We start from the raw sequence: 23235 nt of genomic DNA on the forward strand, positions 1-23235 counted from the left end.
CGCAATCCGAGACGCTCTGGCGCCCAGGTGGTGCAAGTGGTGCGCGAAAGGCGCTCTGGGCAGGGCATTCCTGCGCTGACGACGTACTCGACCTCCTCCTACGAGACGCTGCGGCTGGTCGAGGACGGCGCCAAGTTCTACGCGGCCGTCAACGTGATCGCCAGTGTGGTGGCCGGCCTCGGCGCGGTCTTCGTGGGAGTGACCGTCGCCGAGGCTCTCTGGGCGTGACGCCTGGCCGCGCTCACCGCAGGTGCCGGGCCGAGACGGCGAGGGCGGCGGTGGCGGTACCGCCGGGTGTGTCGGTCCGCAGGCGCCTCGGGTGGTTTGGCGCGGTGCGTCAGCAGGGCGGGCGCGGCGCTTTCTTCTGGGAAACGACCTGGCCGGTAGCGTCTCTTCGTGGCCCTGGCTGCACGCTCATGGCGGGCATGAGCGTGCAGCGGCCTGCGGCCGGGGCCCTGATTGGTCTGCCATCGTTCTGTTCGCCTGCACGACCGGACGAACGGCGGAATGCGGCAACGGGTGGCTCTCGCTGTGTGGTAGCGGCTGACGTGCTTGTGACAGACCTTCGTTGACCGGGAGAGAAGTATGACCATCAAGGACATCGGGCCGGAACCTCAAAGTTTCGACCTCGAAAAGGCGACGCTGGAGAACACGAACTATCGCGCGGTCGCCTGGTCCGGCAAGTACCTTCAGTTGACCCTCATGTCGATCCCGGTGGGTGAGGACATCGGCTTGGAGGCGCACCCGGAAACTGACCAATTCCTGCGACTCGACGCGGGCCGGGGCCGCGTCCAGATGGGCCGTACGAAGGATCGACTCGACTTCGACCGGGAGGTCGAGGATGGCTGGGCCATCTTCGTACCCGCCGGCACTTGGCACAACGTCACCAACATCGGTGGCGAAACCCTGCAGCTCTACGCCGTATACGCGCCGGTCCACCACGCGTCGGGCAAGATCCAAGCGACAGCCGCCGACGCGGAGCGCGACGAGGACTCAGGCGCTGACGAGCCGGCAAGCTGGTCGGTCCAGCCTGCCCAGCAGCCGTTGGACGAGCACGCCTGACCGGCGAGGGCTTATCGCGACAGTGGTTCCTGGCCCCGAGGCGAGCCGAGAGAATCACGATCTTCCCTCCCGCCCGTACGCCCGGGCTAACGCCGGTTCATGGAATCCGAGGTCCTGATCGGCGCCGGCACTTATGCGGCGTTGCTGGTGACGGACTTCTTGAGCGTGACCGCGGCCGAGGACGACCGGGACGCCGCCCGGAAGCGCGGCGGACGTCGAGGCCGCGGTACGGGAGGCTGTGGCGGGGGCCGAGGGGAACGCGGCCGTGGCTGTGCTGGACCTGCCCACCGGCGCGAGCGCGTCCGCCGACCACGAGTTCGACACCGCCGGCATCGTCAAGGTCGATATTCTCGCCGCCCTGCTGCTGCAGGCCGCCGACGACGGGCGGGCGCTGACCGCCCGGCCTGTGGGTGACCAACAGCATCGGCCGGGTGGAAGTGGCCGGACACACCGTCCTGCTGGCCGTGCTGTGCGACGGCCAGACGTCGCAGGAGACCGGCATGGCCCTGGCGGGCACGGGCCCTAGCGAGCCGGTGACGGGACCGTCCGCAGCTCGTCCCCGGTCTTCAGAGTGAGGGTCCTGCCGTCGGACGTCTTCACGGTGACGGATTCGCCGGTCACCTCGGTGATGGCGCCCTGGACGAGTCCGGGGTTCTGCCGAGCCCCGCCCGGGACTTGCTGCCCGGAGGGCCGGCCCTGGCCGCCGCCCCGGCCCGGGAACCGGCCCTGCCCCGCGCCGGCAGGGGGCTGCGGCCCCTGCCCGAAGCGTTCGGTGGACGCTCCGGGCCCGGCTTCGGTGTTCTCCCGGCCCCAGTGGCGGTCGGCGTGGATGCCGCCGACGAGGCCGCCGACGCCCAGGACGCCGACGGCCAGGAACGTGGTGAGCAGGGGCAGCCCGGGCCGGGGCGGATGGGCGGCCAGCGCCTCCTCGAGGCTGCCCGCGAACGGCGAGGTCCTGAGGATGTCGTGGGGGTCGGTCTGCTCCGGCATGGGCGTGAGCATCGCCGGGCTCCCTGTGGATCACGTGGTCAGGAGCTGTGAATTCGCTGAGAGACTCAGACCTGCACCTCGACGGTCACCGCCTGACCCGCCCGGACCGTCGCCGGAAGGTCCGCCAGGGAGATGAGGACGGTGTAGCGGACGACCTGCGTCGAGGACTGCTGCATCCCTCCCCCTGTACCGCTGCCCGAGCTCTCCGACGCGACGGGCACCGGCGACACGGAGGAAACGCTGCCCTGGACGGTGGTGTTCAGGGCCCCGAAGGCGACCGTGGCCTTCTGGCCGTTGTCCAGCTTGACGATGTCGGCCTCGGTGAAGTCGGCGCTGACCTGCAGCGCGGACAGGTCGGTGAGGGTGAGGACCGTCGCTCCCCGGGACACGGTCCGGCCGGCCTCGGCGTCGAGCGCGGTGACCGTCCCGGCGAACGGGGCGACGATCTTCGTCCCGTCCACCGCGCGCTGGGCCTTGCGGTAGGTGTTGCGGGCCTTGACGTAGGACGCGTACGCCTTCCGGTAGCCCTCGCTGCCGCTTTCGGCCTCTTCCAGGGTCTCGGAGGCGGCGAGGTAGGAGGCGTAGGCCGCACTGCGGCTCTCGACGGCCTCGGTGGAGTCGACCTGGGCCAGGACATCGCCCTTCTCGACCTTCTGACCGGCCTTCACCTCGAGTGTCGTGATCGTGCCCTCGGTCGCGAACGACAGCGAGCGGGAGTTGAGGCTCTCGATCTTGCCCGACGCGGACGGGCCCGTGCCGACCTCCACGTCCGGAACGGTCGGGGACGGGTTCTTGGCCGACGGGGAGGGGGTGCTCCCGTCGGCGTGGGCGGGTATCACCGCACTGCCCATGAGGACGGCCCCGAGCACGCCGTACATGGCGGCCGTCCGGCGGCCGCCCCCCGCTGCCGACGTTCGGCGCCTTCTGCCTGTTGCCATGGGTCAGCCTCCGTTCTGCCGGCCGTTGCCGCCGGGGCCGCCGCCCTGCTGGGGGCGCAGCGACGCGCAGGCCTGCATGGCCTCCTGCCGCTCGGCCGACATGCTCGGCATGCCCGAGGGCCGCCCCGACGGCGCACCTTCGGGCAGCCCGCTGGGCGCACCTTCGGGTCGTTCGCTCGGGACGCCTTCGGGACGGCCACTGGGCGCGCCTTCGGGTCGTCCGCTCGGGGCGCCCTCGGGGCGCTGGCCGCCCCGAGCGGGCATGGTCACCCCGTGCTCCTGGAGGCATTCCTGAAACGCCTGCATGGGGTCGGAGGAGGGCCGCTGCTCGGACTTGGCGCTGCCGCAGGCCATGGTGGTCAGCAGCATCGCCGCCACCGCCGCCCCGCCCAGCATCCGCTTGACCAGGGTCATTGCTGTGCTCCGTCCGTCGGGGCAGGGGTCTGGGGCTGGGTCTGGGACCGGAGCATGACGGAGTCACCGGTTTTGATCTCGACGGTCTTGCCGTCCTGGGTCGTGAGCTCCACCACCCCGTCCTTGATCTTGCTGATGGTTCCGGAGGACATCCCTTGGGGTGACTGGCCGCCCCCGCCGGGCATGCCCGGCATCTCGCCCTGCGGCCGGCCACCGGCCATCTGGCCGCCGCCTGGCATCTGGCCCCCGGACGGCCGGGTGCCTGACGTGTCCCCGGCACCCTTCTCCACGTACACGCCGACGACGAATCCGCCGACGGCCACGATGCCCGCGGCCAGGCACAGCGCCACCCCCGGCAGGCGCCGCCGCGCCGGTGCGGCCTTGAGCTCGGCGTCGAGGTCCCCGGCGAACGGGGAGTCGGCCAGCACGTCGGTGTTTGGGTTCACTGCTCTGTCCTCACTCATGGCGCAGCGCCTCGATGGGCCGCAGGCCTGCGGCACGGTTGGCCGGGTAGCTGCCGAAGAAGAGGCCGATGGCGACCGAGACGCCGAGCGCGAGGCCGATCGACCAGGGGGCGATCACCGGCTGTACGCCGACGATCTTGAACTGGCCGCCGACGACTCCCGCGACGACCCCGAGTACTCCGCCGATCAGCGACAGGATCGTGGCCTCGGTGATGAACTGGCCGAGGATGGCTCCGCGGGGTGCGCCGATGGCCTTGCGGATGCCGATCTCGCGGGTCCGTTCGGTGACGGTGACCAGCATGATGTTGGTGACGCCGATGCCGCCGACCAGGAGGCTGATCGCCGCGACCGCGCCGAGCAGGACGGTGAAGGTCTCGCTCGATTCGGCGACGGCCGATTGCAGGCTGGCCTGGTTGAAGACCTGGAAGTCGGTGCTGCCGTGCCGCTGGTTCAAGAGGGTGGTGACCTCGGCCTGCGCCGCGTCGACCGCGCCAGGAGTCTTGGCCTGTACGACGATCTGGCTGAGCGCGCCGTAGCTGGTGAGCGTGCCCTGGACCGCGGTGTAGGGGGCGACGGCGATGTCGTCGGCGTCCTGGAAGCCGCTCGACGACGAGCCGGACTCCGCCAGCACCCCGGTCACGGTGAAGAAGGCGCCGTTGACGTTCATCTTCTTGCCGATCGGGTCGACCCGGCCGAAGAGCTCCTCGGCCACGGTCTGGCCGATGACCGCGACCTTCGAGCCGGCGGCCACTTGCTCGGCGGTGAAGAGCGATCCGCGCCGGATCGTCTTGTTGCTCGCCTTGAAGTACGCGGGGTCGCTGCCGACGAACTGGCCGATGCTGTGGCTGGTCGTCAGGTAGGTGGTGGTCTGGGAGCTGGCGTTGACCACCGGTGAGGCGCTCTCGACCGACGGCGTACTCACCGGGTCGACCAGCGCCTTGGCGTCTTCCACCGTGAGCTTCTTCGCCTGGGTACGCGGTCCCGTACCGCCCTGCTGCTGTGATCCGCCCGGGCCGCCGGCCTGGCGGGAGCCGCCGCCCTGTCCGGTGGTCGAGGTGGAGACGGTCAGCGCGCCCGCGCCGAGGCGGCTGATGCTGTCCTGGATCTGCTGGGAGGAGCCGTTGCCGACCGCGACCAGGAGGATGACGGCGCCGACGCCGATGAGGATGCCCAGTGTGGTCAGGCCGCTGCGGAGCTTGTTGGCGCCCAGGCCGCGCAGGGCGAACCGCAGGATTTCGAAGGGGTTCATTGTCTGCGGTCCTCCACGATGTCGCCGTCGACCAGGCGGATGACGCGCTTGGTGCGTTTGGCGACCTCGTCCTCGTGGGTGATCAGGACGATCGTCCGGCCGGATGCCGAGAGCTGGTCGAGGATGTCGAGGACATCGAGGGTCGATTTGCTGTCGAGGTTGCCGGTCGGCTCGTCGGCCAGCAGCAGGGCGGGAGCGGTGGCCAGGGCCCTCGCGACGGCCACGCGCTGCTGCTGTCCGCCGGAGAGCTCGTTCGGCTCGTGGCCGGTCCGGTCGGACAGCCCGACCATCGCCAGTGCCGCGAGCGCCCGTCGGCGCCGCTCGGCCGGCTTGACCCCGCCGTAGGCCAGCGGGAGCTCGACGTTGGCGAGGGCCGTCATCCGGGGGATGAGGTTGAAGCTCTGGAAGATGAAGCCGATCTTCCTGTTCCGCAGGATCGACAGCTGCTGCTCGCTGAGCCCGCTGACGTCCGTGCCGTCCAGGAAGTACTGGCCGTCCGTGGGCACGTCGAGGCAGCCCAGGATGTTCATCAGAGTGGACTTCCCGGAGCCGGACTGGCCCATGATCGCCACATAGTCGCCCTGCTGCACGGTCAGGTGGGTGCCGCGCAGCGCGTGGACGGTGGTCTCGCCCTGCCCGTAGACCTTGGTGAGGCCGCGGACCTCGATGACGGGGGTGCTCATCGGCCGCCACCGCCGCCCGGGGCGCGACCGCCACTGCCGCCGGGCGCCATACCGCCACCGCCGAGCCCGCCACCGCCCGGCACCTGCGCATCGCTGCCGCCCGTGCCGGTGGCGACCGTGATGCGGACCTGCTCGCCTTCCTCCAGGCCGGACTTGATCTCGGTACCGGAGCTGCCGGCGATCCCGACCGTCACCGTCTTCACGACCGGCTTGCCGTTCTCCAGTACGGTCACGGTGGTCTGCCCGCCGGCGCTCGTGACCGCGGCGCTCGGCACGTACAGGGCGTCCTTCACCTCGGAGACCGTGACCGTCGCACTGGCGGTCGGGAGTGTCCCGAAACCTACGCGGGCAATGATCGCGGCCCCGGCCGGTGGGGAGCAAGCACACCGACCGGGACCTGTCCTTGACGGGACGGGCGGGTGACTCCTACAACCGCGCCAAGCCATCCAGCAACGCCCGAAACAACGCCTCGTCACCGGTCGCCCAACGGGTCGGTAGCGCCGATGCTGGCACCACTTCCCGCCGCTGCTCTGCGAGCCCGGACACGCCATCCGGCAACGCCACCCGTGGCAACACGTGAAGCTCCGCACCGCGCGCCGTCCTCAGCCGTCGCGCCCGCGCTCCTAGCGCCGTCTCACGCCGCAACTCCGAAAGCACACCACGCGCCCGCGACACCCCCGGCGCTGCTGCTGCCGCTGCCGCCTGCGGCCGAGACTCCCCCGGTGCGACCGCTGCCGCGCGCCGTCGCCGCTCCGGCAGCTCGGGCGCTGGTGGCTGCCGCTGCTCGCGCACCTCGGCCAGATAGGCGGCCGTGTGCCGCCCCCGCTTCCTGCCCAAAATCCCGAGCCGCCTTCCCGCGCGCCGCATGAGCCCGATAACCTGCTGCATGTGCTGTCAGCTCCTCGCTAGCTGATCGGTACAAAAACCCTGGGGACGGCCCACCCGCCCCAGGGCCAAAAACCCTGTTGTCCGCAACCGCGCAAAACCGCGCGCCGCCCCCGCCTCCGAAGTAGCTGCGGGGGCGAACCCGTCACAGCAACGCCAAGCCGTCGGCAAAGCGGTGCATGAGTGCGGCGTCGGCCATGGCATGTAGACGGTCGCTGCCGATGACGTGGGCCGCTAGTACCTCGTCGGGCAGCTCGATCGGTTTCCCCTCAAGCGAGACAGCCGGGGGCTTGTGGAGGTCAAGGTCGGCATAGACGACCTTGCCGCCGCTGTCGGACTCCCATACGCCCCAGCGGCTACTGAACGCCTCGACCAGTTGCAGCCCTCGGCCGTTCTCGTCGTCATCGACCGCCGCGCGCGGTGCCGGTAGCGTCGCGTGACAGTCCCAGACTTCCAACACGAGTGCGCCGCCCTGCACGCGCACCTGCACCGCAACCAGTCCTGAACCGCTGCGGTCGCGCACCGGTCCGGGGCCGAGCTTGACGGCGTTGGTCACCAGCTCGGAGACGATCGACTGCGCGTCGTCGCCCAGGTAATCCAGTTCCCACGCGAGCAGTGCATGGGACACGAACAACCGCGCGTAATGCGCCGCGTCGGGTGTCGCGTGCAGCTTCACCGATGTCGCCCCGAGCGCCGCCTCATACTCGTTCACGCTGCCATCACCTCGAACCCTTGCGTCAAGTCCCCGCCCACCGGGGCCGATTCGCCGACGACCCACACCCGCCCGCCGATGAAACTCGCCACGTCCGAGCACATCCAACGCGCCAGTGACTCGCTGTCGTGGAGGTGCGCGAGCGAGGGCACCACGATGTCGCGCACGCCGAACAGCTCGCAGTGGGCGAGCAGTTCGCGCCAGACCGCCAACCGCTGACCGGGACGCTCCAGCGCAAACACGTCCATGAGCATGAACCCGCGCCCACCCGCGAAGCCGCCGAGCTTGCGCCGCACACGCGCTAACTCCGAAGCGGCATCCGTGCCGGGCAGCAAGCGCGCGTAACCGTAGATGGTGGGGGTCATCGGGTAGTCCTCCCGGTCGTTCAGGGCCACACCGAAGGGGCGCGGGCCACCTGCTGCGACATGCGCACGGCGGCGGCGCAAACTCCGCCGAGATGAGCCCGCAAAAGGACCTCGCCAACTGCGCGAGGACAGGTCAGCTCTGGGCGTCCGCGCCGTTACAGCGGGTGCCGTGCGGTACTCAGCATGGCGGTAGTTCATGATCGAGTGCAAGCCCTCCAAGTGACCGCCCGCCACTTGATGGTCTGACTTGGCCGGAGGGCGGGTCATAGGCCACACTCGGCGTTGTCGCTCACACGCACGGAAGGGACGTGAGCATGACCGAACGGTCACCCGCAGGGCTGCGCCATCGCCTCGCGGCAGAGATGGTGCAGTTGCGGGGCAAGCGCACGCTGAAATGGCTTGTCGAGCAGACCGGCGTCAGTGAGACCACGATCCGCCGCGTCGAGAAGGCCAGGGGACACCGGCCCAACCGCTCCAACATGCTCGCTCTGCTCAAGGCGCTCGATGCCCCAGCCGGAAAGCGCGCCTACATCATGTCGCTGTGGGAGGGGGCGGGATCGGAAGGCTTCACGGCGGAGTATCCGAACCTGCGCGAGCCCTACCGCGTGTACGTCGAAAACGAGCGTGTGGCGCGCGGGCTGCGCAACTATCAGTCGCTGTTCATCCCCGGCCTGATGCAGACCGAGCCGTACGCCCGCGCGGTGATCGGAGAACTCTGGCCCGACGCCAAACCGGCCGACGTGCAAGAGCACGTCAAGGTGCGCCTGAACCGCCAAGCGCTCCTGACCAAGGATGACCCGCTGCACCTCGACGTGGTTGTCGATGAGGCGGCACTACGGCGCTGCGTCGGCGGCCCCATGGTCATGGCCGAGCAGCTACGCCGCCTGCAAGCCTTGGCCGAACTGCCGCACGTCAGCCTGCAAGTGATCCCGTTCTCCGTCGGCGTCCACGGCGGGATGCACGGCAACTTCGCCATCCTCAGCTTCGACGACGCCGACCACGCCGAGTTCGTATACATCGAGCAGATGGGCAAAGACCAGTTCCTTCATAACAAACCCGACGTCAACCGCTACACCAGCACCTTCGAGAACCTGCGGAAAGAAAAGGCGCTCAGCCCCGACGCTTCGCTCAGCCTGATCGACTCGGTAGAGCGCGAACTGACCGCACAAGGAGAAACCCGATGAACACGCCCAACCCCGCGCCCGACGCCTGGTTCAAGAGCACATATAGCCAGGCACAAGGCGAGTGCGTAGAGGTCGCATTCAGGGCGCGCACGGTCGCGGCCCGAGACAGCAAGGACATGAACGGCCCGGTCCTGGAGTTCACGCCCCAAGGCTGGACAGACTTCCTCGACGGGCTCGACGCGGGCGACTTCCGCCCGTAGCCCACACTCCCACGACGCCCCCGTTCTCCCCTCCGGAGCGGGGGCGTCCGGCATATCCCAAGGGCATACAACGGCGACCTTGGCCGAAACACCCCCGCCCAACGGCCAACAGCAAGCCATAACGGTCACATCCGATCGCCCCACCTGGCACGGAGCAAGATCAGTCGGCATATGCCCCACGCGGAATAGGACATACCGCAACTGACCGTGCGCACGGCGTAGCAACGGGGAAACATCGGCGTTACGTTCGAACGGCACCGAAACGGCCGTAGATATATGCGCCGATCCAGCCCGATGGCGCGCGGCCGACTCGACCCACTGAAGGGAACGAAAGGCATGATGCGAAAGAAGATCGCGATGCTCGCGGCCGGTTCCGCCGCCGCGCTCGCACTCGGGTTCGCGGCTCCGGCCGCGACCGCCGCGCCCGCTCAGGTCGGAACCGGGACCGGATTCACCGGCAACAACGGCGGCGGCACCCCGCAGACCGTCGTGGCCACGGCGGTCTGCGCGGCGACCGCACTCCCGAACCTCTCGGCGCGCACCGACTCGGGTGGCGACCCCATCGAGTGGTTCAGGAACCTCGGGAACTGCATCAGTGACACCCAGGGCCTGACGGTCCCGGCGAACGACACCATCGTGGACTTCGGGGAGACGGAGCGGCAGTACTTCCGGATCGCCAACTGACCCACGCCGCCCACACCCGACAGGTCACGACTGTCAGGAAGACACGGCGGGGCGGGGCCAAGCTGGCCCGCCCCGCCGCTGCGCGTCAGCGCAGCCCAGTCACGCGCGCTAGCGCGTGACTCTCCGCGCTCCGCGCGGAGCCGCCGCGCGTCAGCGCGGCCAAGCGCCCGTCCGTGCCCGCTAGGGCACGGACGGGCATAGCTTGATCTGCGTCAAGAACAGCGCGCCTGCCGCAGAAACCCACGGTGGGCGCGCTGCCGCGCGTCGGGCGGTAGCCCGACGCGCGGCGCGGCGGCGCTCTGACCGGACCGGTGGGGCACAGAGCGGCCGTGGCCGGTGGGTCCGCGCCCCGCGCGGGGCCACCGGACGCGGACGCGGGCGCAACCACGGACCACCGCGCGGCGGGCGGCTCCGCGCCCCGCGCGGGGACGCCCGCCGCGCGGTGCGCGCTAAGGCGCGGCGCGGCTCGGACCGTCACGAGTCGCGGTCAGCGGCCGTGGCGTGCAGATGTCGGGACACGCCCTGGCGGTCTGCCCGATCCGCACCTGGGCCGGCTTCTCCTTCAAGGTGACCGTCACGGCGAAGGTCACGACGTTGTTCTCGGTCGTCGGCGCGCTGTCGATCGCAGCGACCTCGCCCTGGGTCGTGACGCCCGACAGCGCCGCGAAGGTGACCGTCGCCGCCTGCCCCACCTTGAGCTTGGTGGCGTCCGCCTCGGTGAACTTGCCCGTGACCTGGACCGCTCCCGGATCGGCGAGCTCGATGAAGCCGCTCGACGAGGAGTTGGCGGACCCCGAGGAACCCGAAGACGCAGAGGACCCCGAGGCTGATTCCCCGACGCTGCCGTTGACGGCGGTGACCGTCCCGTCGAACGGCGCGTGCAGGACGGTCCCGTCGAGGGCCCGCTGGGCCGCGCTCACCGCGTTTTTGGCCTGCACGTAGCTCGCGTTGCCCTGCGCGGTACTGGTGTCGCCGTCGGCGGCCACGGCCAACTGCGCCTTGGCGGAATCGAGCTCCTCCTGCGCCTCGGTCCGGTCCAGCTCGGCCAGCCTCTGCCCCTTCTTCACCGTGGCACCGACCGCGACGTGGACCTTCGACACGGTGCCCGAGCCGCTGAAGGCCAGCGCCCGCTTCGTCGCGCTCTCCACCGCACCGGACGCCGCCACCGAAGCGGTCAGATCACCCCGCATCACAGCCGTGGTCCTGGTGGTGGCCGAGGCCGTGGCCCCGTCGTCGCCGAGCGACACGTACGCGAAGCCGATGCCCCCGGCCAGCAGCACGGCCAGCGTGCCGTTGACCAGGAGAGCCCGGCCTCTCATCACAGATCCCATGGGTCGCAAGGCTGGCCCGGGCACCTGTGGCCTCAATAGCGGTTACATGTGAATCTGCCATGAGGCACGTGCTGTGCACCCCTGCCGTGCCACTGCCTCAATGGGGCATGTCCGACATCCTCACCGATGCCGCGGCCGTCATCCCGTTCTACGCGGCTTTCCTTGTCGTCATGGCGCTCGCCGTGGAACTCGACCACTGGGTACCCACGTGCCGTGCCCTTCACGTGCGCAAGGGCACGTGTGCAAGGGCATTCAGCCGTGCTCCTCCTCCTCGGCCTCCATGCGCCGGATTCCCTGGTGGGTGAGGGTGACCATCGCGGGGGTGTTGCCGGGTTCCCAGTCGACGGTGATCAGCCCTTCGCCGGCCAGGTAGGTGCAGGCGGCGGCGAGGTCCTGTTCCGGTACGTGGAGGTCGCGCCGCAGCTGTGCTCCGGTGATGCCGAGGAGGCGGTTGCCTTCGACGGCTTCGTACAGGACCCGGAGCACCTGGTCGCGGTAGGTCTTGCGTTCGCGCAGTGTGGCCATGACCGCGTCCTCTCGTGTACGGGAGTGTGTTTCGGGGCTCTCAGGTCTCGTCGGAGTGTGCGCCGGTGCCGGCGGGGGTCCTGCTGGTGGCCAGCCACGAGCGGGCGGGGCCGGCGGGTGCTGCCGTGTCCACGGTGAGGTGGAGGCGGGTGTTCCCGTCGAGGGCGGGGTAGCTGCGCTGTTCCGCGCCTGCGAAACAGCACCGGAGCGCCTCCGCGACCGCTCGGGCGGCTTCGGGAGTGTGCGCGATGATCCGGACCTCGGCGTGCCCGAGCGAGGGCAGTGTCTGGGTCTCGATGTACTTCACGTAGGCGTGTTCCCTTTCGGAGTGGGTGAGAGGCCGACGGGTCGGGACGCCGAGGCGCCCCGACCGTTGCCCCCGGGCGGAGGAAGGTCTGTTCCTCACCGGTCGGCACCTGTGTGGTGGGCTCGACGACCGGTGTCGTCCGGCAGGCCGGGAGGCCTCGGCAGGGGGTCGCTGAAGCGGTAGGCCTCGATCCGTGCGTCGTGCTGGGCGTTGAGCAGGTGGATCAGGCGTATTCCGATGCCGATCATGAGGATGGTCATGGCGATGAGGACGATGGTCTCCATGTCGCTCACCTCCAGCCGTTTCCGGGCACGGCGCGTCGGTCCATCGGGCTCCCGAAGGGGGACAGGCAGGCCCCGCCTTCGCTCTCCCAGCCGGCTTCCTGGCGCTGGGCGTCGCGGATGCCGCGTCCGATGGCGGCTTCGTTGGTCATCAGGACGCCTGCGGTGAGGACGCTGCCCGGGATCGCGGCGGCGGCCATCAGCCGGGCCGCGGCCGCGGGCTCGGTCTCGGGCGGGATCACGAGAAGGTCCCAGCGGCCGACGGTGTAGGAGAGCAGGATCAGTTTGTCGGGGTCCTGTTCGGTGAACCAGCCCACGTGCAGGAGGCGCCCGTCCATGGGCACGGTGTGCGGTACGACCGGCCAGCGGGTGGGGTTCACGGTGACGCGGGTGACGCGCCCCCAGGGCTCCTCCAGGGCGGCGGCGAGCGGTGGGAGCTCGGCTTCGAGGTCGCGGGAGCGGGGCCACCAGGCACCGTCCAGCCGGCCGGCGAGCGTGGTCTTCGGGGTGAGGGACAAGCGTGCCGGGAGCTCTGCGGCGAGGTCGCGGGGCGCAGTCCGGTCGAGGTTCGTGGTCATGATGCGGACCTGCCCCCGGACTGCCCGTCGGCAGTCCGGATTTTAGGCGATCGCCGGAAATGACACCCGCGTGAAAGCCGGTGTGCGAAGTACTTCCGGTGTTTTCACTGTACGCCCGTTCGATGACGTATGGCCGTTTTGATCAGGCGTTTTCCGGCGGAGACGCTGTGGAGAGCGGTGGTGAGGACGGCGGGAGTACCGTGAAACGACGGCGGGCTCGCGTACGTCGCAGGTCGGCACCGGTGCCGCCCTGCGATGAGGCACGGCCGCACCCCGTAGACGGGCGGACCCCCATGGCTGACTCCGACACCCCCCGCAGGCCCCCACTGCTCCTGCCGGATGCGATCCACCAGGCGATCAAACCCGGTACGGCGCTGTTGCGGCTGGAGACCACGCAGTCCCGGGAGGGGCTCCTGGACGGTGCTTGGTGGCCGCACACACGCGACATCGAGGCCGAGCTGCCCGCGCTGATCAGCGCGTTGACCGAGTACCTCGGGCCCATCACCCGGGTCGGCGTGGACGCATCCGCCTGGAACGTCCTCCCCACCCGCTTGGTCATCGACGACCAGGTCGTGCACCTGGACTCCGACCCGGTCGGTGACGACACCGTCCTCATCACCCGCGGACACAACGACCACTTCGCCCTGCTGGTGGTCCCCCCGGACACCACCGCCGACGCCGCCCGCGAAGCGATGGCCCGCGCCGTCCGCGCCGACAACGTCACGCAGGCCGCTCAGATCCTCATCGCCACCACACCCGGACCCGAGGTCGGCGGCGCCGCCGACCCGGCAGTCGGATCCTGAAGCCTCAGCGGCCGAGGAACCGTTGGACAGCCGTGGCGAGGGCGGCTGGCGATTCCTCCGGGGCGTAGTGGCCGTGTCCGGCAGGACCTCCAACTGGCCTGTCGTCTGTCGCCAAGGTCCACTCGAACCCGCAGCGCCCGCTTCGCACGTCGAAGTGCCCGCCGCCGGAAAGGATGTGGGCCAAGAACGCCGCGGCGGGCGCCGGCGAAGGTGGCGGCGATCGGGGGCGGTGTTCACGTAGATCGCTTTCAGCACGCCGATCCCGTGGCCTTCACTTCGACAACGTCGCTGTCGCACAACTCGCAGGTATCGGCTGAATGGATCATCCGCCGCTCTCGGCGCCGGGAACACACTGCACAACGGCCCCGGCGCATTCACACGCCGGGGCCGCCCTTCCAGGCCGCCGCACGTGAGAGTGCATTGACCCTTTCATCATGCTACGCCTGGGGCGCATCTCCGGGATGAGGGACTTCTGCCGGCGATGCGGCCGTGACGACGATTGTGACAAGGGCAAGGCCGAAGCGGGGCCTCCGCCGCTTGGGAGATCAGGTGGTGCGCCCGTAGCGACACTCCCGCTCCAGACTGTGGATGCCTCAGAAGATCGGATCGCCCGGCACGCGAGGACTCCACGGGATGTGGGGGGTGTGCTCGTACTGCTTGCCCGGCGGTGCGCGGTAGCCGTCGGCCGGCCCGGAAGGCGTAGAGCACCAGGCCCGAGCAGTCGAAGTGCTTGAGCCCCGTGCGCCGTAGGCATAGGGGCGCCTTGCTGGGAGGCTGCCGCTGTCATGGCCGGGAGAGCGAGAGAGTGGAGCGGAGGTATGCGGCCCGTGGGTATCACTGTCAATCCCACCGTCAGCAGGCGCCGACTGGGGTCGGAGCTACGTCGGCTCCGGGAGATCAGCGGTGTGACGACGCAGCAGGTGGCGTCACGCCTGCTGATTTCCCAGCCCAAGATCAGTCTGCTGGAGAACGGCCGCCGGCTCATCAAGCCACGCGATGTGCGAGATCTCTGCGGGCTGTACGGAGTCCGGGATCAGCGGCGTGTTGGCCATCTGATGCAGATGGCCAGGGAATCGGGTCAGCAGGGCTGGTGGGACGCCTACGACGACATCCCGTACGGCGCCTACATCGGCCTGGAAGCCGAGGCCGCCGCACTCCGCATCTATGAGCCCCTGGTGATCCCCGGCCTGCTGCAGACCTCCGCCTACGCCCGGGCGGTCATCGCAGGAACGATCCCTCACGCCACTGCCGAACAGGCCGCCACACGCCTCGAGGTACGGATGCGGCGCCAGGACCGGCTGCGCGCCCCGGGCGACCTGCTGCGCCTATGGGTCGTGCTGGACGCATCGGCGCTGTGGCGCGTCGTGGGCAGCCGCGAGGTCATGCGCGAACAGCTGGAGCATCTGACCCACCTCAGCGCCCAGCCACATATCACCGTGCAGGTTCTCCCTCACGATGTGGGTGCGCACCCGGGTGTCTCGGGACAGTTCACGCTGCTCGAGTTCGCCGAGGCCACCGATGTGAACGTGGTGTATCTGGAGAGGTTCACCAGCGACCTCTATCTGGAGAAACGATCCGACGTGCGACGCTACAGCGACATGTACGCGCATTTGCAGGCCCAGGCTCTGAGCCCGGACGCTACCCGGAGTTTCGTCGAGGAAGTCATCAAGGCGTACCCCGGCCCAGAACCGTGGCCAGATGCCCGCGCGCTGTCCCTGCCGAGCCCGTGAGTGCCACGCGATACAAGCCCGTCCGGGTGCCGAGTCGGCTGCCCTGCGCAAGCCGGACCCGCCAGCGAGTGCGTCTGTGACCACGCGCGAGCGCCACTGAGCCCCCGGACGATGTGTCCAGGGGCTCAGCCGCCGAACGGCGGACCGGACGGCCTATGGGGTTGATCGAGCTTCAGCCCCTGCCTGCCATGGGCTAGTCCTGCCGGGTTGCCGTACCTCGCCGGGTCCGCTTCATGGCGAAGAATGCCGAGCCTCCGATGAAGGCCAGCGCGGCTGCAGTGGCGGCCATGATGCCGGCCTCGCTGCTTGAGCCGGTCGTGGCGAGGTCCGACGACGCCACCTTCGGCTGCCGGTCGGTGGCGGCGCTCACGGGGGCGAAGTTGACGCTCTTGGCTGTGTGGCCGGGGCGGAATTGGCCCAGAGCGTCGTCGAGGCCGCCGGGCAGGAAGTCGGCCCACGGGGGCTTGCCCTGGTCGGGGCCGTCGTGACCGTGGCCGGGAGGCTGTCCGTGGTCGGGGCCGTCGTGACCGTGGCCGGGCTTTCCGTGGTCGTCGTCGCGACCGTGCTCGCCCTCGTCGCCCTCGTCGCCCTCGTCGCCCTCGTCGCCCTCGTCGTCGTGACCGTGACCGTGGTCGTGATCGCCCGAGTCACCCTTCTCGCCCTTGTCACCGCGAGGCCCCTTGGGTCCGGCGGGTCCGGCAGGTCCAGCGGGTCCGGCAGGTCCTACGGGTCCGGCAGGACCGGCAGGACCGGCAGGACCGGCAGGACCGGCAGGCCCTGCGGGTCCGGCGGGTCCGGGGGAACCGGTCGGGCCGGGGGCCCCGTCGGGGCCGGGGCTGCCGCTCGGGCCGGGGGCTCCGTCGGGGCCGGGGGCGCCGGGGCTGCCGCTCGGGCCGGGGGCGCCGGTGGGACCGGGCTCACCTGTCGGGCCGGGGGCACCCGTCGGGCCGGGAGAGCCGGTCGGGCCGGGAGAGCCGGTCGGGCCGGGCTCACCCGTCGGGCCGGGGGCGCCGGTCGGGCCAGGCGAGCCCGTCGGCCCGGGAGGCCCGGTCGGTCCGGGAGGCCCGGGCGGGCCGACGGCGCAGGCCGCCCTCGTGATGGTGTTGTTGTCCAGCGTGACGGCGCCATTGCGCGCCAGGGCGCGGCCTTCGATCACGGCGCCGGTGTTCACCGTGATGGATTCCAGGGCCAGGATGTTGCCCTTGAACTGTGAGGTCGTGTCGATGGTGGCGGAGCTGCCCACCTGCCAGAACACGTTGCAGGCGTTTGCTCCGTTGATGAAGGCCACGACACTCGCCGGAGCCGTGATCAGGGTCGAGGGGATCCGGAAGATGAAGACGGAGGCGGGGTCGTTCGCGCCGTCGAGAGTCACCGTCCCGGTGATTCCCACTGTCGACGGAGCCGTGTAGACGCCGGGCTGCAGCGTGAGTCCGCCGATCTCGGCCGAAGCGAGCACGGTCCCGGGTCCTCGGCCTGCCGCGTCGTTGTAGGCCGTGACGAGGTCGGTCTTCGCCTGGAAGGCAGCGGGGTCGGGGGCAATGCGCTGCACACCGTTGACGATGCCGGGCGGAAAGTTGGTCACCGATGTGCCCGGAGCGAGCCCCAGGTCGCCGTTGATGATGGTGGGGGTGTTCGTGTTGGTGACCGTCGAACCGGCCAGAACCGCGTAGTTGGTAGCGGTACCCAGCCCCACGGGGGCTTCGGCGGCGTAAGCGAGGCTCGAAGGCAGGGTGGCCGACGCCGCCAGCAGCGCTGCGGGGAGCATGGCGAAGGCTGCCCGTTTGAGCATATTGCGTTGAGGTCGCCTGTCGGGTGGAACCGACCGGATGACATCCAATGCCATAGCAGGACCTTTCTTGTTGCTTCGGGTCTCAGTCCTCCTGCAGGAGGATCCCGAGCGCCCGCGACGATGGCGGCTCAAGGCCGCAAGCCCCCCTGCCTGCGCCGGCGTGCAGGCTCCCCGTGAGCGGGAACCGAGAGCGACTTCCCGCCCGAGGTAGTGATACGCCGTCATGCGGGAGTAGTCACGCACATTTCACTGAAATCAGCAGTAAATCGGAAAAAATGGCCTATGTGAGTGACGTAACGTCAGGAACCGCCGCATGCTGCTTCTGCCCCTGCTCGCGGGACGACTTGCCCGGCTGGGGGTGAGCAGGGTCTCCTGAGCGATGGTGCTCCTGCGCCTCGCTGCCCTTGCCCGGCTCCTTGGGCTTGTCCCGCGTACCGCCCATGACCGCAACTCCTCTTGATGCGCGGGGTGCGGATTCCTCTCGGATGACGCCGACATGCGCAGTTACTGTCTGCAACATTTCGACTGCGAAGCGAGGCGCGCGGGTGACGCCCGTTCCCGATGTGGCGGCGTCGGAAGGCGGGTCAGCCGTTCAGCGTCGAGGAGGGGCGCGATTCCCACCCGCCCCCTGCTGTCAGGAGCCCGTTTCATGCTGGAGCGCACGCTGCGCAAGGACCGCACGGAGGTCACCTGACTGTGTCATCTGGCCCGTGACCAGCGCAAACGGTTGCCAGGAAGAACCCTGAGGCTCGCCCTGAGCTTCCCCCGAGATGCGGGGATGGGTGACAGAGGGTCAGATGGGTCTCATGAGAGGAGCCCAGACGATGCCTGCGCCGAGGAAGTATCCCAAGACCACGGAGTTATGGCTTGTCCGGCGCTGTCAACAGGGGCGGGGACAGGGGCTTGTGGAGGTTGGGGTGGTCCACTCGGGGTCGAGGGTGTAGAGGCCCCGGCCGGTGCGGCGGAGGATTCCTTCGCGGACCCAGCGTCCCAGTTCTGCGCGTAGTCCTTGGGGATCCTCCAGTCCGATACCGCGGGCGATTTCACATGCGCGCCAGGTGCGGTGGGGATCGGTTCGCAGGAGTTGCAGTGTGCGGTCGCGGCGTCCGTCGGGGCCTGGGCCAGCGGAGGGGTTCACGGTGACACTGATGCTGGTGATCCTGGATGCGCCCAGGACTTGTGCCTGGTGGGGCGGGGCGGCGTAGCGGGAGATCGGGCATTTGACGCGGCGTGGGTTGACGCGGGCCCGGCGGGGTGGGAGCAGATCGTGCAGCAGGGCCGGTGTGATTCGTCCCGGTCCGGTGTCGGGCAGTACGTCGGCTGCGGCGATGAGCTGGTCTTTTGCGGTCTCCAGGGCGACGGTGAAGGAGGCGCGGTCCGGGTCGGTGCCGGGGAGGGTCTCGACGGCCTCGGCCATCGCGCGGCGCAGTGCCTGGTAGACGGTCAGGTGAGCCCAGAGTTCTTGTTGGATCCCGGTCGCGTCCTGGGATCGCAGCACCAGGCCGTGCTGCAGGGTGTGCCGAAGCGAGTAGAACGCGGACTCGATCTCCCATCGCTCGTGGTAGAGCTCCACCAGCTCTGCGGCGGGGTAGCGACGGTGATCGGTCAGCGTGGTGGCCAGTCGGTAGTGGCCTTCCAGCCTCAGCCCTTTGGCGGTCGTCACCGCGATGTGCGCATCGATGATCCTCAGCCGGGTCCCGTTGATCCTGGTCAGGAATGACCCGTCCGGCAGTAGTGCCCAGCGTGCGGGTGTCCGGGTTCCCTTGAGGCGTACCAGCAGCTGGGCGCCGGTGGCCGCGGCCTTCGCGAGGAAGTCGTCGGAGTCGAAGCCCCGGTCGTTGAGCAGCAGCATCCTGTTGTCCAGCAGTGGTAGCAGCTGCTCGGCGTAGCCGGTCTCCTTCTCGGGCGTCGGTCCGAAGACCGCACCGAGCAGGGCCCGGGTTCCGGTCTCGCACAGCACCATGATCTTCAGCATCGGATATCCGTCCGTGCCGTAACGATGCTTGTGTTTGCCCAGCCAGGCGCAGACTCGCGGCCGGTCAGGGGCCTTGGTGGAGCTGCAGCCGTCGAAGGCGACTGTGCGCCAGCACCTGTATCGCACCCCTGGTGTGATCGGCTGTGCCACGGGACCGGCCAGTGTCTCGAAGAGCAGCCGCAGCGGCGCGGCGCCCAGCCGCCGGCGCACCTCTCGCAGCGCCTTCTCCGACGGACGCGGTGGAAGGAGCCCGCGCAGGCCGCAGGTGAGTTTGTCCCACACCCGCATGTAGCCCAGCTGCGGGAAGAGAACCAGTGCCAGCACGAAGTAGACACCCACCCTCGACGGCAGCAGCCTCAGCCTCCGCTGGGTTCCGCCAGTACGTTCCAGCACGTCATCGACCAGTTCAAAGGGCAGGTGCCGGGTCAGCTCGCCCAGATGCCCCGGAGCGAAGACCCCGTCGGCGACGGTGATGGACGACGTGAGCGTGACGGTGGAACACTGAACGGGCAACGGGGCTCCTTCAGGCGGGAAGACCTTGGTCGGCTTCCTCGCTCTACCAGGAGTCCCGTTGCCCTGACCGGCACTTCTCCCAAATACCTCGCCCCTGTTGACAGCGGCCGACAAGCCATAACTCCGTGGTCTTGGAAGTATCCGCTGGAGTTGCGTGAGCGTGCGGTACGGATGTACCGGACCGCCGAGCCGAAGCCCGTGATCCGCCGCATGGCCGAGGAACTCGGCGTGCACCACGAGGCTCTGCGCAACTGGATCCGGCAGGCAGAGGCCGACGCCGGCGAACGCGACGACGTGCTCACCACTGGCGAGCGGGAGGAGCTTGCCGCCCTGCGGAAGGAGAATGCACAGCTCAAGCGTGCGAATGAGGTCCTGCGGACGGCCTCGGCTTTTTTCGCGGCCCAGCTCGACCCGACCCGGCCCAGGTGACGGCGCTCGTTGACGAGCACCCGTATCTGGGGGTCGAGCCCGTACTCCGGGAACTGAACATCCCCTCCTCCACCTACTACCGGTGGCGCCAGGCCGAGACCGAACCGTGCGAACGGCGCCGCCGGGATGCCGAGCTGACCAGCAGGATCCGGCAGGTCCACGAGGAGTCCGGCGGGATCTACGGCTCACCCCGCGTGCACGCCGTCCTCAAGCGTGAGGGCGTCCACGTCGGCAGGAAGCGCGTCGAGCGGCTCATGCGCCAGGCCGGCCTGGCCGGGATCAGTCCCCGCCGGGGCAAGGGTTTCACTCGCCGTGACCCGGACGCCGATCTGGCCCCTGACCTGGTGCAACGCGACTTCACCGCGGCCGGGCCGAACCGGCTGTGGGTTACCGACCTGACCATGATCCCCACCGGGGAGGGGCCGTTGTGGCTGTCCGCGATCCGCGACGCGTTCTCCCGCCGGGTGGTGGCCTGGGAGACCTCCGCCCGCGCCGACGCCGATCTGGTCCTGACCTCGCTGGAATACGCCCTGGCCAGCCGCGAGGTCGCCCCCGGAGAGCTTATTCACCACGCCGACCACGGCTGTCAATACACGTCCGTGAAGCTCACAACACGCCTGGTCAGGGCCGGGATCCAGGCTTCCATGGGCTCGGTCGGCGACTCGTACGACAACGCCCTCGCGGAGAACCTGTGGATGGTCATCAAGACCGAGTGCATCCGCGGCCGCGTCTTCGCCACCAGGGCCGAGGCGAACCTCGCGCTCTTCGAGTACATCGACGGCTTCTACAACCCCCGCCGCATCCAGAAACGGCTCGGCTACCTCAGCCCCATCGAGTACGAGGAGAAGCACTACGCCAACCAGGCAGCGACCGAACAAGTGAACCTGAAACCACGTCAACCCACCCTGACCAGCTAGTCAGCCCCTCCCGCAGTGCGGGGGAACCTCACCCTGGCACGTGCCGTTGACCGTTTCTCCCCGCCCGACCTGGCATGGGTTCGGCACGCGTACGGCTGGCGGCCACAGGTCGTTATCAGTGGCCGGGAGCGTCAAACTCTGATCCGTACCTCCAGCTGGATCGGTCAGCCCCGGTTCGCGCTGCGATCCGCGCTGCTGCTCAGCTCTGGTCGGACGCGAGCCCGGTAGCCGGCGTGGTGTCCTTCTGCGCAGGAGCGGCTCGATGCTTGGTGCCGGGTACGACGCAGGCCCTGCCCTGTGGAGGTACGGTTCCGAATCCCGCTGCTCGGCCGGGTGCCGGTCGCCGCATCCCTGTGCGCCGTGCTGTGCGTCGCCACAGGTGAGGCAGGAAGGCGTAGAAGCGGTCGGGAAGGAAGACGGCGTCCGCAACGATCATTGCGCCGGAGAAGAGGGGCAGCCCCAGGAGCACTGCGATGCCGATGTGCATGCCCAGCAGCACGGTCAGAACGGGATACTTGAGCCTGCCGAAGAGCACGAACGGGAAGGCGACCTGCAAGAGCACCGTCACGTAGCTGGCGATCGCGATCACCATCGGGTACTCGTCCACGAGGTGGGAGAGTGCGGGCCAGGGCTGGAAGAGGTCGAGGTTCAGGGCGTAGTGGAGAGCGGTGCCGCCGCCCCAGGTCGGGCCCTGGATCTTGTACAGGCCGGCCGATCCGTACAGGAAGCAGACCTGTGCCGCGATGACGAGGATGCCGCAGTTGTGCACCACCGTCGTCAAGGTGATGCGAGCGTCCCGAAGTTGCTGTGCGTACAAGCTCCTCACGGGCTCCGGCGCGTTGCCCGCGCGGGCTGTCTTGAGCCGCTCTCGGCGTGCGTCCAGGGACCAGTGCCGACCGCACGCGGTGAGGACGAGGTAGAGGGCCATCAGCAGGATCAGGTTGTCGCCCCCGTCCGTCATGAAGATCGATCTGGCATGGAAGGAGGTCACCACGACGGCGAAGAGGACGGACAGGGCGCGGGTCCGCCAGCCCAGCATGAACAGCGCGGACGTGACGAGGGCCGTCACGTAGCAGAGCTCGAAGTAGGCGCGGCTGTCGGACAGGATCAGGATGCTGTTCCAGCCGGTCTGGTCGAAGAGCTGTTGCGCCAGCGCGGGTGTCCAGGGGGAGCCGGGGCCCCAGATCTCGTCACGGTGCGGGAACTCGCGCAGCAGGAAGATCAGGTAGAGCAGCCCGTAGCCGATGCGCAGAACCGACGCGGCGTACAGGGAGACCGGCCGGTCGGTGAGAAGCACCCACAGATCGCCGATCCGGTCGAGGAGCCAGCGGTGGGCCGTGCCGGCGAACGAAGCCTCCTGGGCCGCGGGTCCGTGCGGCGTGGCTGCCGTGGAGGGGAGCTGGGGGATCTGCTCATTTCCCATGGGAGGTCACCTTCCACCAGGGCAGGAGCCGGTCCTCGGTGGGTGCCGGCGGGCGGTTTCCGGCCGGAGTGCCGGGCGCAGCGACGGGCAGTGTGACGACCCGGAGCTGAATGAAGTCGAAAGCGCCGCCGTCGTTGTGGGCGGCGACGCGGTCCGCGGCGATGTTGCGCAGGTACGTCTGCAACATCACGGCCCGTTCCGAGCGTGCCGTGTCGCTTCCTCCGTGTGTCTCGACGTAGGAGGTCCAGGCGCGGCGCAGAAGGTTCTGGGACGTGTGGCTCGGAAATACATTGTGGTCGACTGCGGAATGGTCCACGGCAGCCAGGTCGAACCAGGGTGTCACCTGCACCGATCCTTTGGAGTCGGTGTGTGCGGTTCTCGCCAGGATCTTTCGGTTGAAGGAGTCGGGGTCCGGGGCGAAGAGCCGCCAGTTCTGTTCGAAGAGCGGGAACACCCATCCATTGACCTGCGAGCTGTACCGCTTCGATACGGGGTTGGAGGGGGCCACATGAAGGAACACCAGGACGACGTGGACCAGAGCCGTCACCAGGCAGAGGACTACGGCGGTGTGCAGCCCTGCTTTCACCGTACGAACGCCCATGGGCGGCTTATCCGGTCTGACCGCTTCGTCATGGCGCTGCGGGGGGACCGGACCGGAATCGGACTGATGGAGTTCCTTCACGTCCGCAGATTCAATTCCGCTCGACACCGCCCACCCGGTCTTTCTCATGTCTGCTGATCGCCTGAGGTCTCTGCGACTCTCACCGACGGCGCGCGGCGGATTCGATGAGGATTCCGCCGCGC

General features: G+C 69.2%; 25 protein-coding genes and 2 pseudogenes. 9 read left to right on the forward strand and 18 right to left on the reverse strand.

Annotation, left to right across the window (positions count from 1 at the left end):
* Positions 1–72: 72 nt before the first annotated feature.
* Positions 73–228 (forward strand): annotated as a pseudogene (locus OG332_RS22695) (fluoride efflux transporter FluC); the annotation flags it as partial.
* 357 nt (positions 229–585) lie between these two features.
* Positions 586–1062 (forward strand): cupin domain-containing protein, encoded by a 477-nt coding sequence (locus OG332_RS22700; protein ID WP_327415193.1) that lies wholly within the window; start codon positions 586–588, stop codon positions 1060–1062.
* A 522-nt stretch (positions 1063–1584) separates the two neighbouring features.
* Here the strand turns inward: OG332_RS22700 and OG332_RS22705 are convergent.
* The 9 genes from OG332_RS22705 to OG332_RS22745 all read right to left on the reverse strand — a co-directional run bounded on the left by OG332_RS22705 (position 1585) and on the right by OG332_RS22745 (position 7762).
* Positions 1585–2064, reverse strand: a complete 480-nt coding sequence (locus OG332_RS22705) for a hypothetical protein (RefSeq protein ID WP_327415194.1) — start codon at positions 2062–2064, stop codon at positions 1585–1587.
* Between the two features lie 53 nt (positions 2065–2117).
* Positions 2118–2990, reverse strand: coding sequence for an efflux RND transporter periplasmic adaptor subunit (locus OG332_RS22710; RefSeq protein ID WP_327415195.1), 873 nt, complete (start codon positions 2988–2990; stop codon positions 2118–2120).
* 3 nt (positions 2991–2993) lie between these two features.
* Positions 2994–3404, reverse strand: a complete 411-nt coding sequence (locus OG332_RS22715; protein WP_327415196.1) for a hypothetical protein — start codon at positions 3402–3404, stop codon at positions 2994–2996.
* Positions 3401–3850 (reverse strand): hypothetical protein, encoded by a 450-nt coding sequence (locus tag OG332_RS22720; RefSeq protein WP_327415197.1) that lies wholly within the window; start codon positions 3848–3850, stop codon positions 3401–3403. The genes OG332_RS22715 and OG332_RS22720 overlap by 4 nt, the downstream gene beginning before the upstream one ends.
* A 10-nt stretch (positions 3851–3860) precedes the next feature.
* Entirely contained in the window at positions 3861–5117 is a 1257-nt protein-coding gene (locus OG332_RS22725; RefSeq protein ID WP_327415198.1) for an ABC transporter permease, read from the reverse strand.
* The gene (locus OG332_RS22730; protein ID WP_327415199.1) at positions 5114–5800 is read right to left on the reverse strand and encodes an ABC transporter ATP-binding protein; all 687 of its coding nucleotides are present in this window, start codon (positions 5798–5800) and stop codon (positions 5114–5116) included. The genes OG332_RS22725 and OG332_RS22730 overlap by 4 nt, the downstream gene beginning before the upstream one ends.
* Complete coding sequence (locus OG332_RS22735; RefSeq protein WP_327415200.1) at positions 5797–6093, reverse strand: hypothetical protein; 297 nt, start codon at positions 6091–6093, stop codon at positions 5797–5799. Before OG332_RS22735 ends, OG332_RS22730 begins: the two co-directional genes overlap by 4 nt.
* Before the next feature lie 737 nt (positions 6094–6830).
* Positions 6831–7397 (reverse strand): ATP-binding protein, encoded by a 567-nt coding sequence (locus tag OG332_RS22740; protein WP_327415201.1) that lies wholly within the window; start codon positions 7395–7397, stop codon positions 6831–6833.
* Positions 7394–7762: a hypothetical protein gene (locus OG332_RS22745; RefSeq protein ID WP_327415202.1), complete on the reverse strand. Its 369-nt coding sequence runs from the start codon at positions 7760–7762 to the stop codon at positions 7394–7396. The genes OG332_RS22740 and OG332_RS22745 overlap by 4 nt, the downstream gene beginning before the upstream one ends.
* A 314-nt stretch (positions 7763–8076) precedes the next feature.
* On the opposite strand from OG332_RS22745, the gene OG332_RS22750 reads away from it, so the two are divergent.
* The 3 genes from OG332_RS22750 (at position 8077) to OG332_RS22760 (ending at position 9830) form a co-directional block, all read left to right on the forward strand.
* The gene (locus OG332_RS22750) at positions 8077–8946 is read left to right on the forward strand and encodes a helix-turn-helix domain-containing protein (protein WP_327419346.1); all 870 of its coding nucleotides are present in this window, start codon (positions 8077–8079) and stop codon (positions 8944–8946) included.
* Complete coding sequence (locus OG332_RS22755) at positions 8943–9146, forward strand: DUF397 domain-containing protein (RefSeq protein WP_327415203.1); 204 nt, start codon at positions 8943–8945, stop codon at positions 9144–9146. The genes OG332_RS22750 and OG332_RS22755 overlap by 4 nt, the downstream gene beginning before the upstream one ends.
* Before the next feature lie 336 nt (positions 9147–9482).
* Positions 9483–9830 (forward strand): hypothetical protein, encoded by a 348-nt coding sequence (locus tag OG332_RS22760; protein WP_327415204.1) that lies wholly within the window; start codon positions 9483–9485, stop codon positions 9828–9830.
* Positions 9831–10279: 449 nt separating this feature from the next.
* Here OG332_RS22760 and OG332_RS22765 read toward each other — a convergent pair whose 3' ends face one another.
* From OG332_RS22765 to OG332_RS22785, 5 genes are all read right to left on the reverse strand, one after another.
* Entirely contained in the window at positions 10280–11149 is an 870-nt protein-coding gene (locus tag OG332_RS22765) for an efflux RND transporter periplasmic adaptor subunit (protein ID WP_327415205.1), read from the reverse strand.
* A gap of 264 nt (positions 11150–11413) precedes the next feature.
* Positions 11414–11686, reverse strand: coding sequence for a hypothetical protein (locus tag OG332_RS22770; RefSeq protein ID WP_327415206.1), 273 nt, complete (start codon positions 11684–11686; stop codon positions 11414–11416).
* Positions 11687–11726: 40 nt separating this feature from the next.
* Complete coding sequence (locus OG332_RS22775; RefSeq protein WP_327415207.1) at positions 11727–11993, reverse strand: hypothetical protein; 267 nt, start codon at positions 11991–11993, stop codon at positions 11727–11729.
* Between the two features lie 95 nt (positions 11994–12088).
* Positions 12089–12277 (reverse strand): hypothetical protein, encoded by a 189-nt coding sequence (locus tag OG332_RS22780; RefSeq protein WP_327415208.1) that lies wholly within the window; start codon positions 12275–12277, stop codon positions 12089–12091.
* Positions 12278–12282: 5 nt separating this feature from the next.
* Positions 12283–12852: a DUF5994 family protein gene (locus tag OG332_RS22785; RefSeq protein ID WP_327415209.1), complete on the reverse strand. Its 570-nt coding sequence runs from the start codon at positions 12850–12852 to the stop codon at positions 12283–12285.
* Between the two features lie 293 nt (positions 12853–13145).
* On the opposite strand from OG332_RS22785, the gene OG332_RS22790 reads away from it, so the two are divergent.
* Together OG332_RS22790 and OG332_RS22795 are read left to right on the forward strand one after the other, a co-directional pair.
* The gene (locus OG332_RS22790; RefSeq protein ID WP_327415210.1) at positions 13146–13655 is read left to right on the forward strand and encodes a DUF5994 family protein; all 510 of its coding nucleotides are present in this window, start codon (positions 13146–13148) and stop codon (positions 13653–13655) included.
* A gap of 827 nt (positions 13656–14482) precedes the next feature.
* Complete coding sequence (locus OG332_RS22795; protein WP_327415211.1) at positions 14483–15385, forward strand: helix-turn-helix domain-containing protein; 903 nt, start codon at positions 14483–14485, stop codon at positions 15383–15385.
* A gap of 193 nt (positions 15386–15578) precedes the next feature.
* Here OG332_RS22795 and OG332_RS22800 read toward each other — a convergent pair whose 3' ends face one another.
* The gene (locus OG332_RS22800; RefSeq protein WP_327415212.1) at positions 15579–17174 is read right to left on the reverse strand and encodes an ice-binding family protein; all 1596 of its coding nucleotides are present in this window, start codon (positions 17172–17174) and stop codon (positions 15579–15581) included.
* Positions 17175–18034: 860 nt separating this feature from the next.
* A pseudogene (locus OG332_RS22805) lies at positions 18035–19662 on the reverse strand (IS4 family transposase).
* Here OG332_RS22805 and OG332_RS22810 point away from each other — a divergent pair.
* Positions 19588–20091 carry a transposase gene (locus OG332_RS22810; protein ID WP_327411595.1) on the forward strand — a complete coding sequence of 168 codons (504 nt, stop codon included), beginning with the start codon at positions 19588–19590 and terminating at the stop codon, positions 20089–20091. The pseudogene OG332_RS22805 and the gene OG332_RS22810 overlap by 75 nt on opposite strands.
* Positions 20088–21008: an IS3 family transposase gene (locus OG332_RS22815; RefSeq protein ID WP_327411594.1), complete on the forward strand. Its 921-nt coding sequence runs from the start codon at positions 20088–20090 to the stop codon at positions 21006–21008. The genes OG332_RS22810 and OG332_RS22815 overlap by 4 nt, the downstream gene beginning before the upstream one ends.
* A gap of 199 nt (positions 21009–21207) precedes the next feature.
* Here the strand turns inward: OG332_RS22815 and OG332_RS22820 are convergent, their stop codons facing one another.
* Together OG332_RS22820 and OG332_RS22825 are read right to left on the reverse strand one after the other, a co-directional pair.
* Complete coding sequence (locus OG332_RS22820) at positions 21208–22431, reverse strand: HTTM domain-containing protein (protein WP_327415213.1); 1224 nt, start codon at positions 22429–22431, stop codon at positions 21208–21210.
* Complete coding sequence (locus tag OG332_RS22825; RefSeq protein ID WP_327415214.1) at positions 22421–23032, reverse strand: DUF5819 family protein; 612 nt, start codon at positions 23030–23032, stop codon at positions 22421–22423. Before OG332_RS22825 ends, OG332_RS22820 begins: the two co-directional genes overlap by 11 nt.
* Positions 23033–23235 lie beyond the last annotated feature (203 nt).

The sequence above is a fragment of the Streptomyces sp. NBC_01233 genome (assembly GCF_035989305.1).
GTDB lineage: Bacteria > Actinomycetota > Actinomycetes > Streptomycetales > Streptomycetaceae > Streptomyces.

What these genes read in the sequence shown, in the direction of transcription:
- OG332_RS22715 (WP_327415196.1), bottom strand. Translation starts at nt 3,404, where the DNA reads ATGACCCTGGTCAAGCGGATGCTGGGCGGGGCGGCGGTGGCGGCGATG.
- OG332_RS22820 (WP_327415213.1), bottom strand. Translation starts at nt 22,431, where the DNA reads ATGGGAAATGAGCAGATCCCCCAGCTCCCCTCCACGGCAGCCACGCCG.
- OG332_RS22710 (WP_327415195.1), bottom strand. Translation starts at nt 2,990, where the DNA reads ATGGCAACAGGCAGAAGGCGCCGAACGTCGGCAGCGGGGGGCGGCCGC.
- OG332_RS22760 (WP_327415204.1), top strand. Translation starts at nt 9,483, where the DNA reads ATGATGCGAAAGAAGATCGCGATGCTCGCGGCCGGTTCCGCCGCCGCG.
- OG332_RS22780 (WP_327415208.1), bottom strand. Translation starts at nt 12,277, where the DNA reads ATGGAGACCATCGTCCTCATCGCCATGACCATCCTCATGATCGGCATC.
- OG332_RS22800 (WP_327415212.1), bottom strand. Translation starts at nt 17,174, where the DNA reads ATGCTCAAACGGGCAGCCTTCGCCATGCTCCCCGCAGCGCTGCTGGCG.
- OG332_RS22745 (WP_327415202.1), bottom strand. Translation starts at nt 7,762, where the DNA reads ATGACCCCCACCATCTACGGTTACGCGCGCTTGCTGCCCGGCACGGAT.
- OG332_RS22755 (WP_327415203.1), top strand. Translation starts at nt 8,943, where the DNA reads ATGAACACGCCCAACCCCGCGCCCGACGCCTGGTTCAAGAGCACATAT.
- OG332_RS22705 (WP_327415194.1), bottom strand. Translation starts at nt 2,064, where the DNA reads ATGCTCACGCCCATGCCGGAGCAGACCGACCCCCACGACATCCTCAGG.
- OG332_RS22765 (WP_327415205.1), bottom strand. Translation starts at nt 11,149, where the DNA reads ATGAGAGGCCGGGCTCTCCTGGTCAACGGCACGCTGGCCGTGCTGCTG.
- OG332_RS22700 (WP_327415193.1), top strand. Translation starts at nt 586, where the DNA reads ATGACCATCAAGGACATCGGGCCGGAACCTCAAAGTTTCGACCTCGAA.
- OG332_RS22725 (WP_327415198.1), bottom strand. Translation starts at nt 5,117, where the DNA reads ATGAACCCCTTCGAAATCCTGCGGTTCGCCCTGCGCGGCCTGGGCGCC.
- OG332_RS22810 (WP_327411595.1), top strand. Translation starts at nt 19,588, where the DNA reads ATGCCCCGGAGCGAAGACCCCGTCGGCGACGGTGATGGACGACGTGAG.
- OG332_RS22730 (WP_327415199.1), bottom strand. Translation starts at nt 5,800, where the DNA reads ATGAGCACCCCCGTCATCGAGGTCCGCGGCCTCACCAAGGTCTACGGG.
- OG332_RS22750 (WP_327419346.1), top strand. Translation starts at nt 8,077, where the DNA reads ATGACCGAACGGTCACCCGCAGGGCTGCGCCATCGCCTCGCGGCAGAG.
- OG332_RS22790 (WP_327415210.1), top strand. Translation starts at nt 13,146, where the DNA reads ATGGCTGACTCCGACACCCCCCGCAGGCCCCCACTGCTCCTGCCGGAT.
- OG332_RS22770 (WP_327415206.1), bottom strand. Translation starts at nt 11,686, where the DNA reads ATGGCCACACTGCGCGAACGCAAGACCTACCGCGACCAGGTGCTCCGG.
- OG332_RS22825 (WP_327415214.1), bottom strand. Translation starts at nt 23,032, where the DNA reads ATGGGCGTTCGTACGGTGAAAGCAGGGCTGCACACCGCCGTAGTCCTC.
- OG332_RS22785 (WP_327415209.1), bottom strand. Translation starts at nt 12,852, where the DNA reads ATGACCACGAACCTCGACCGGACTGCGCCCCGCGACCTCGCCGCAGAG.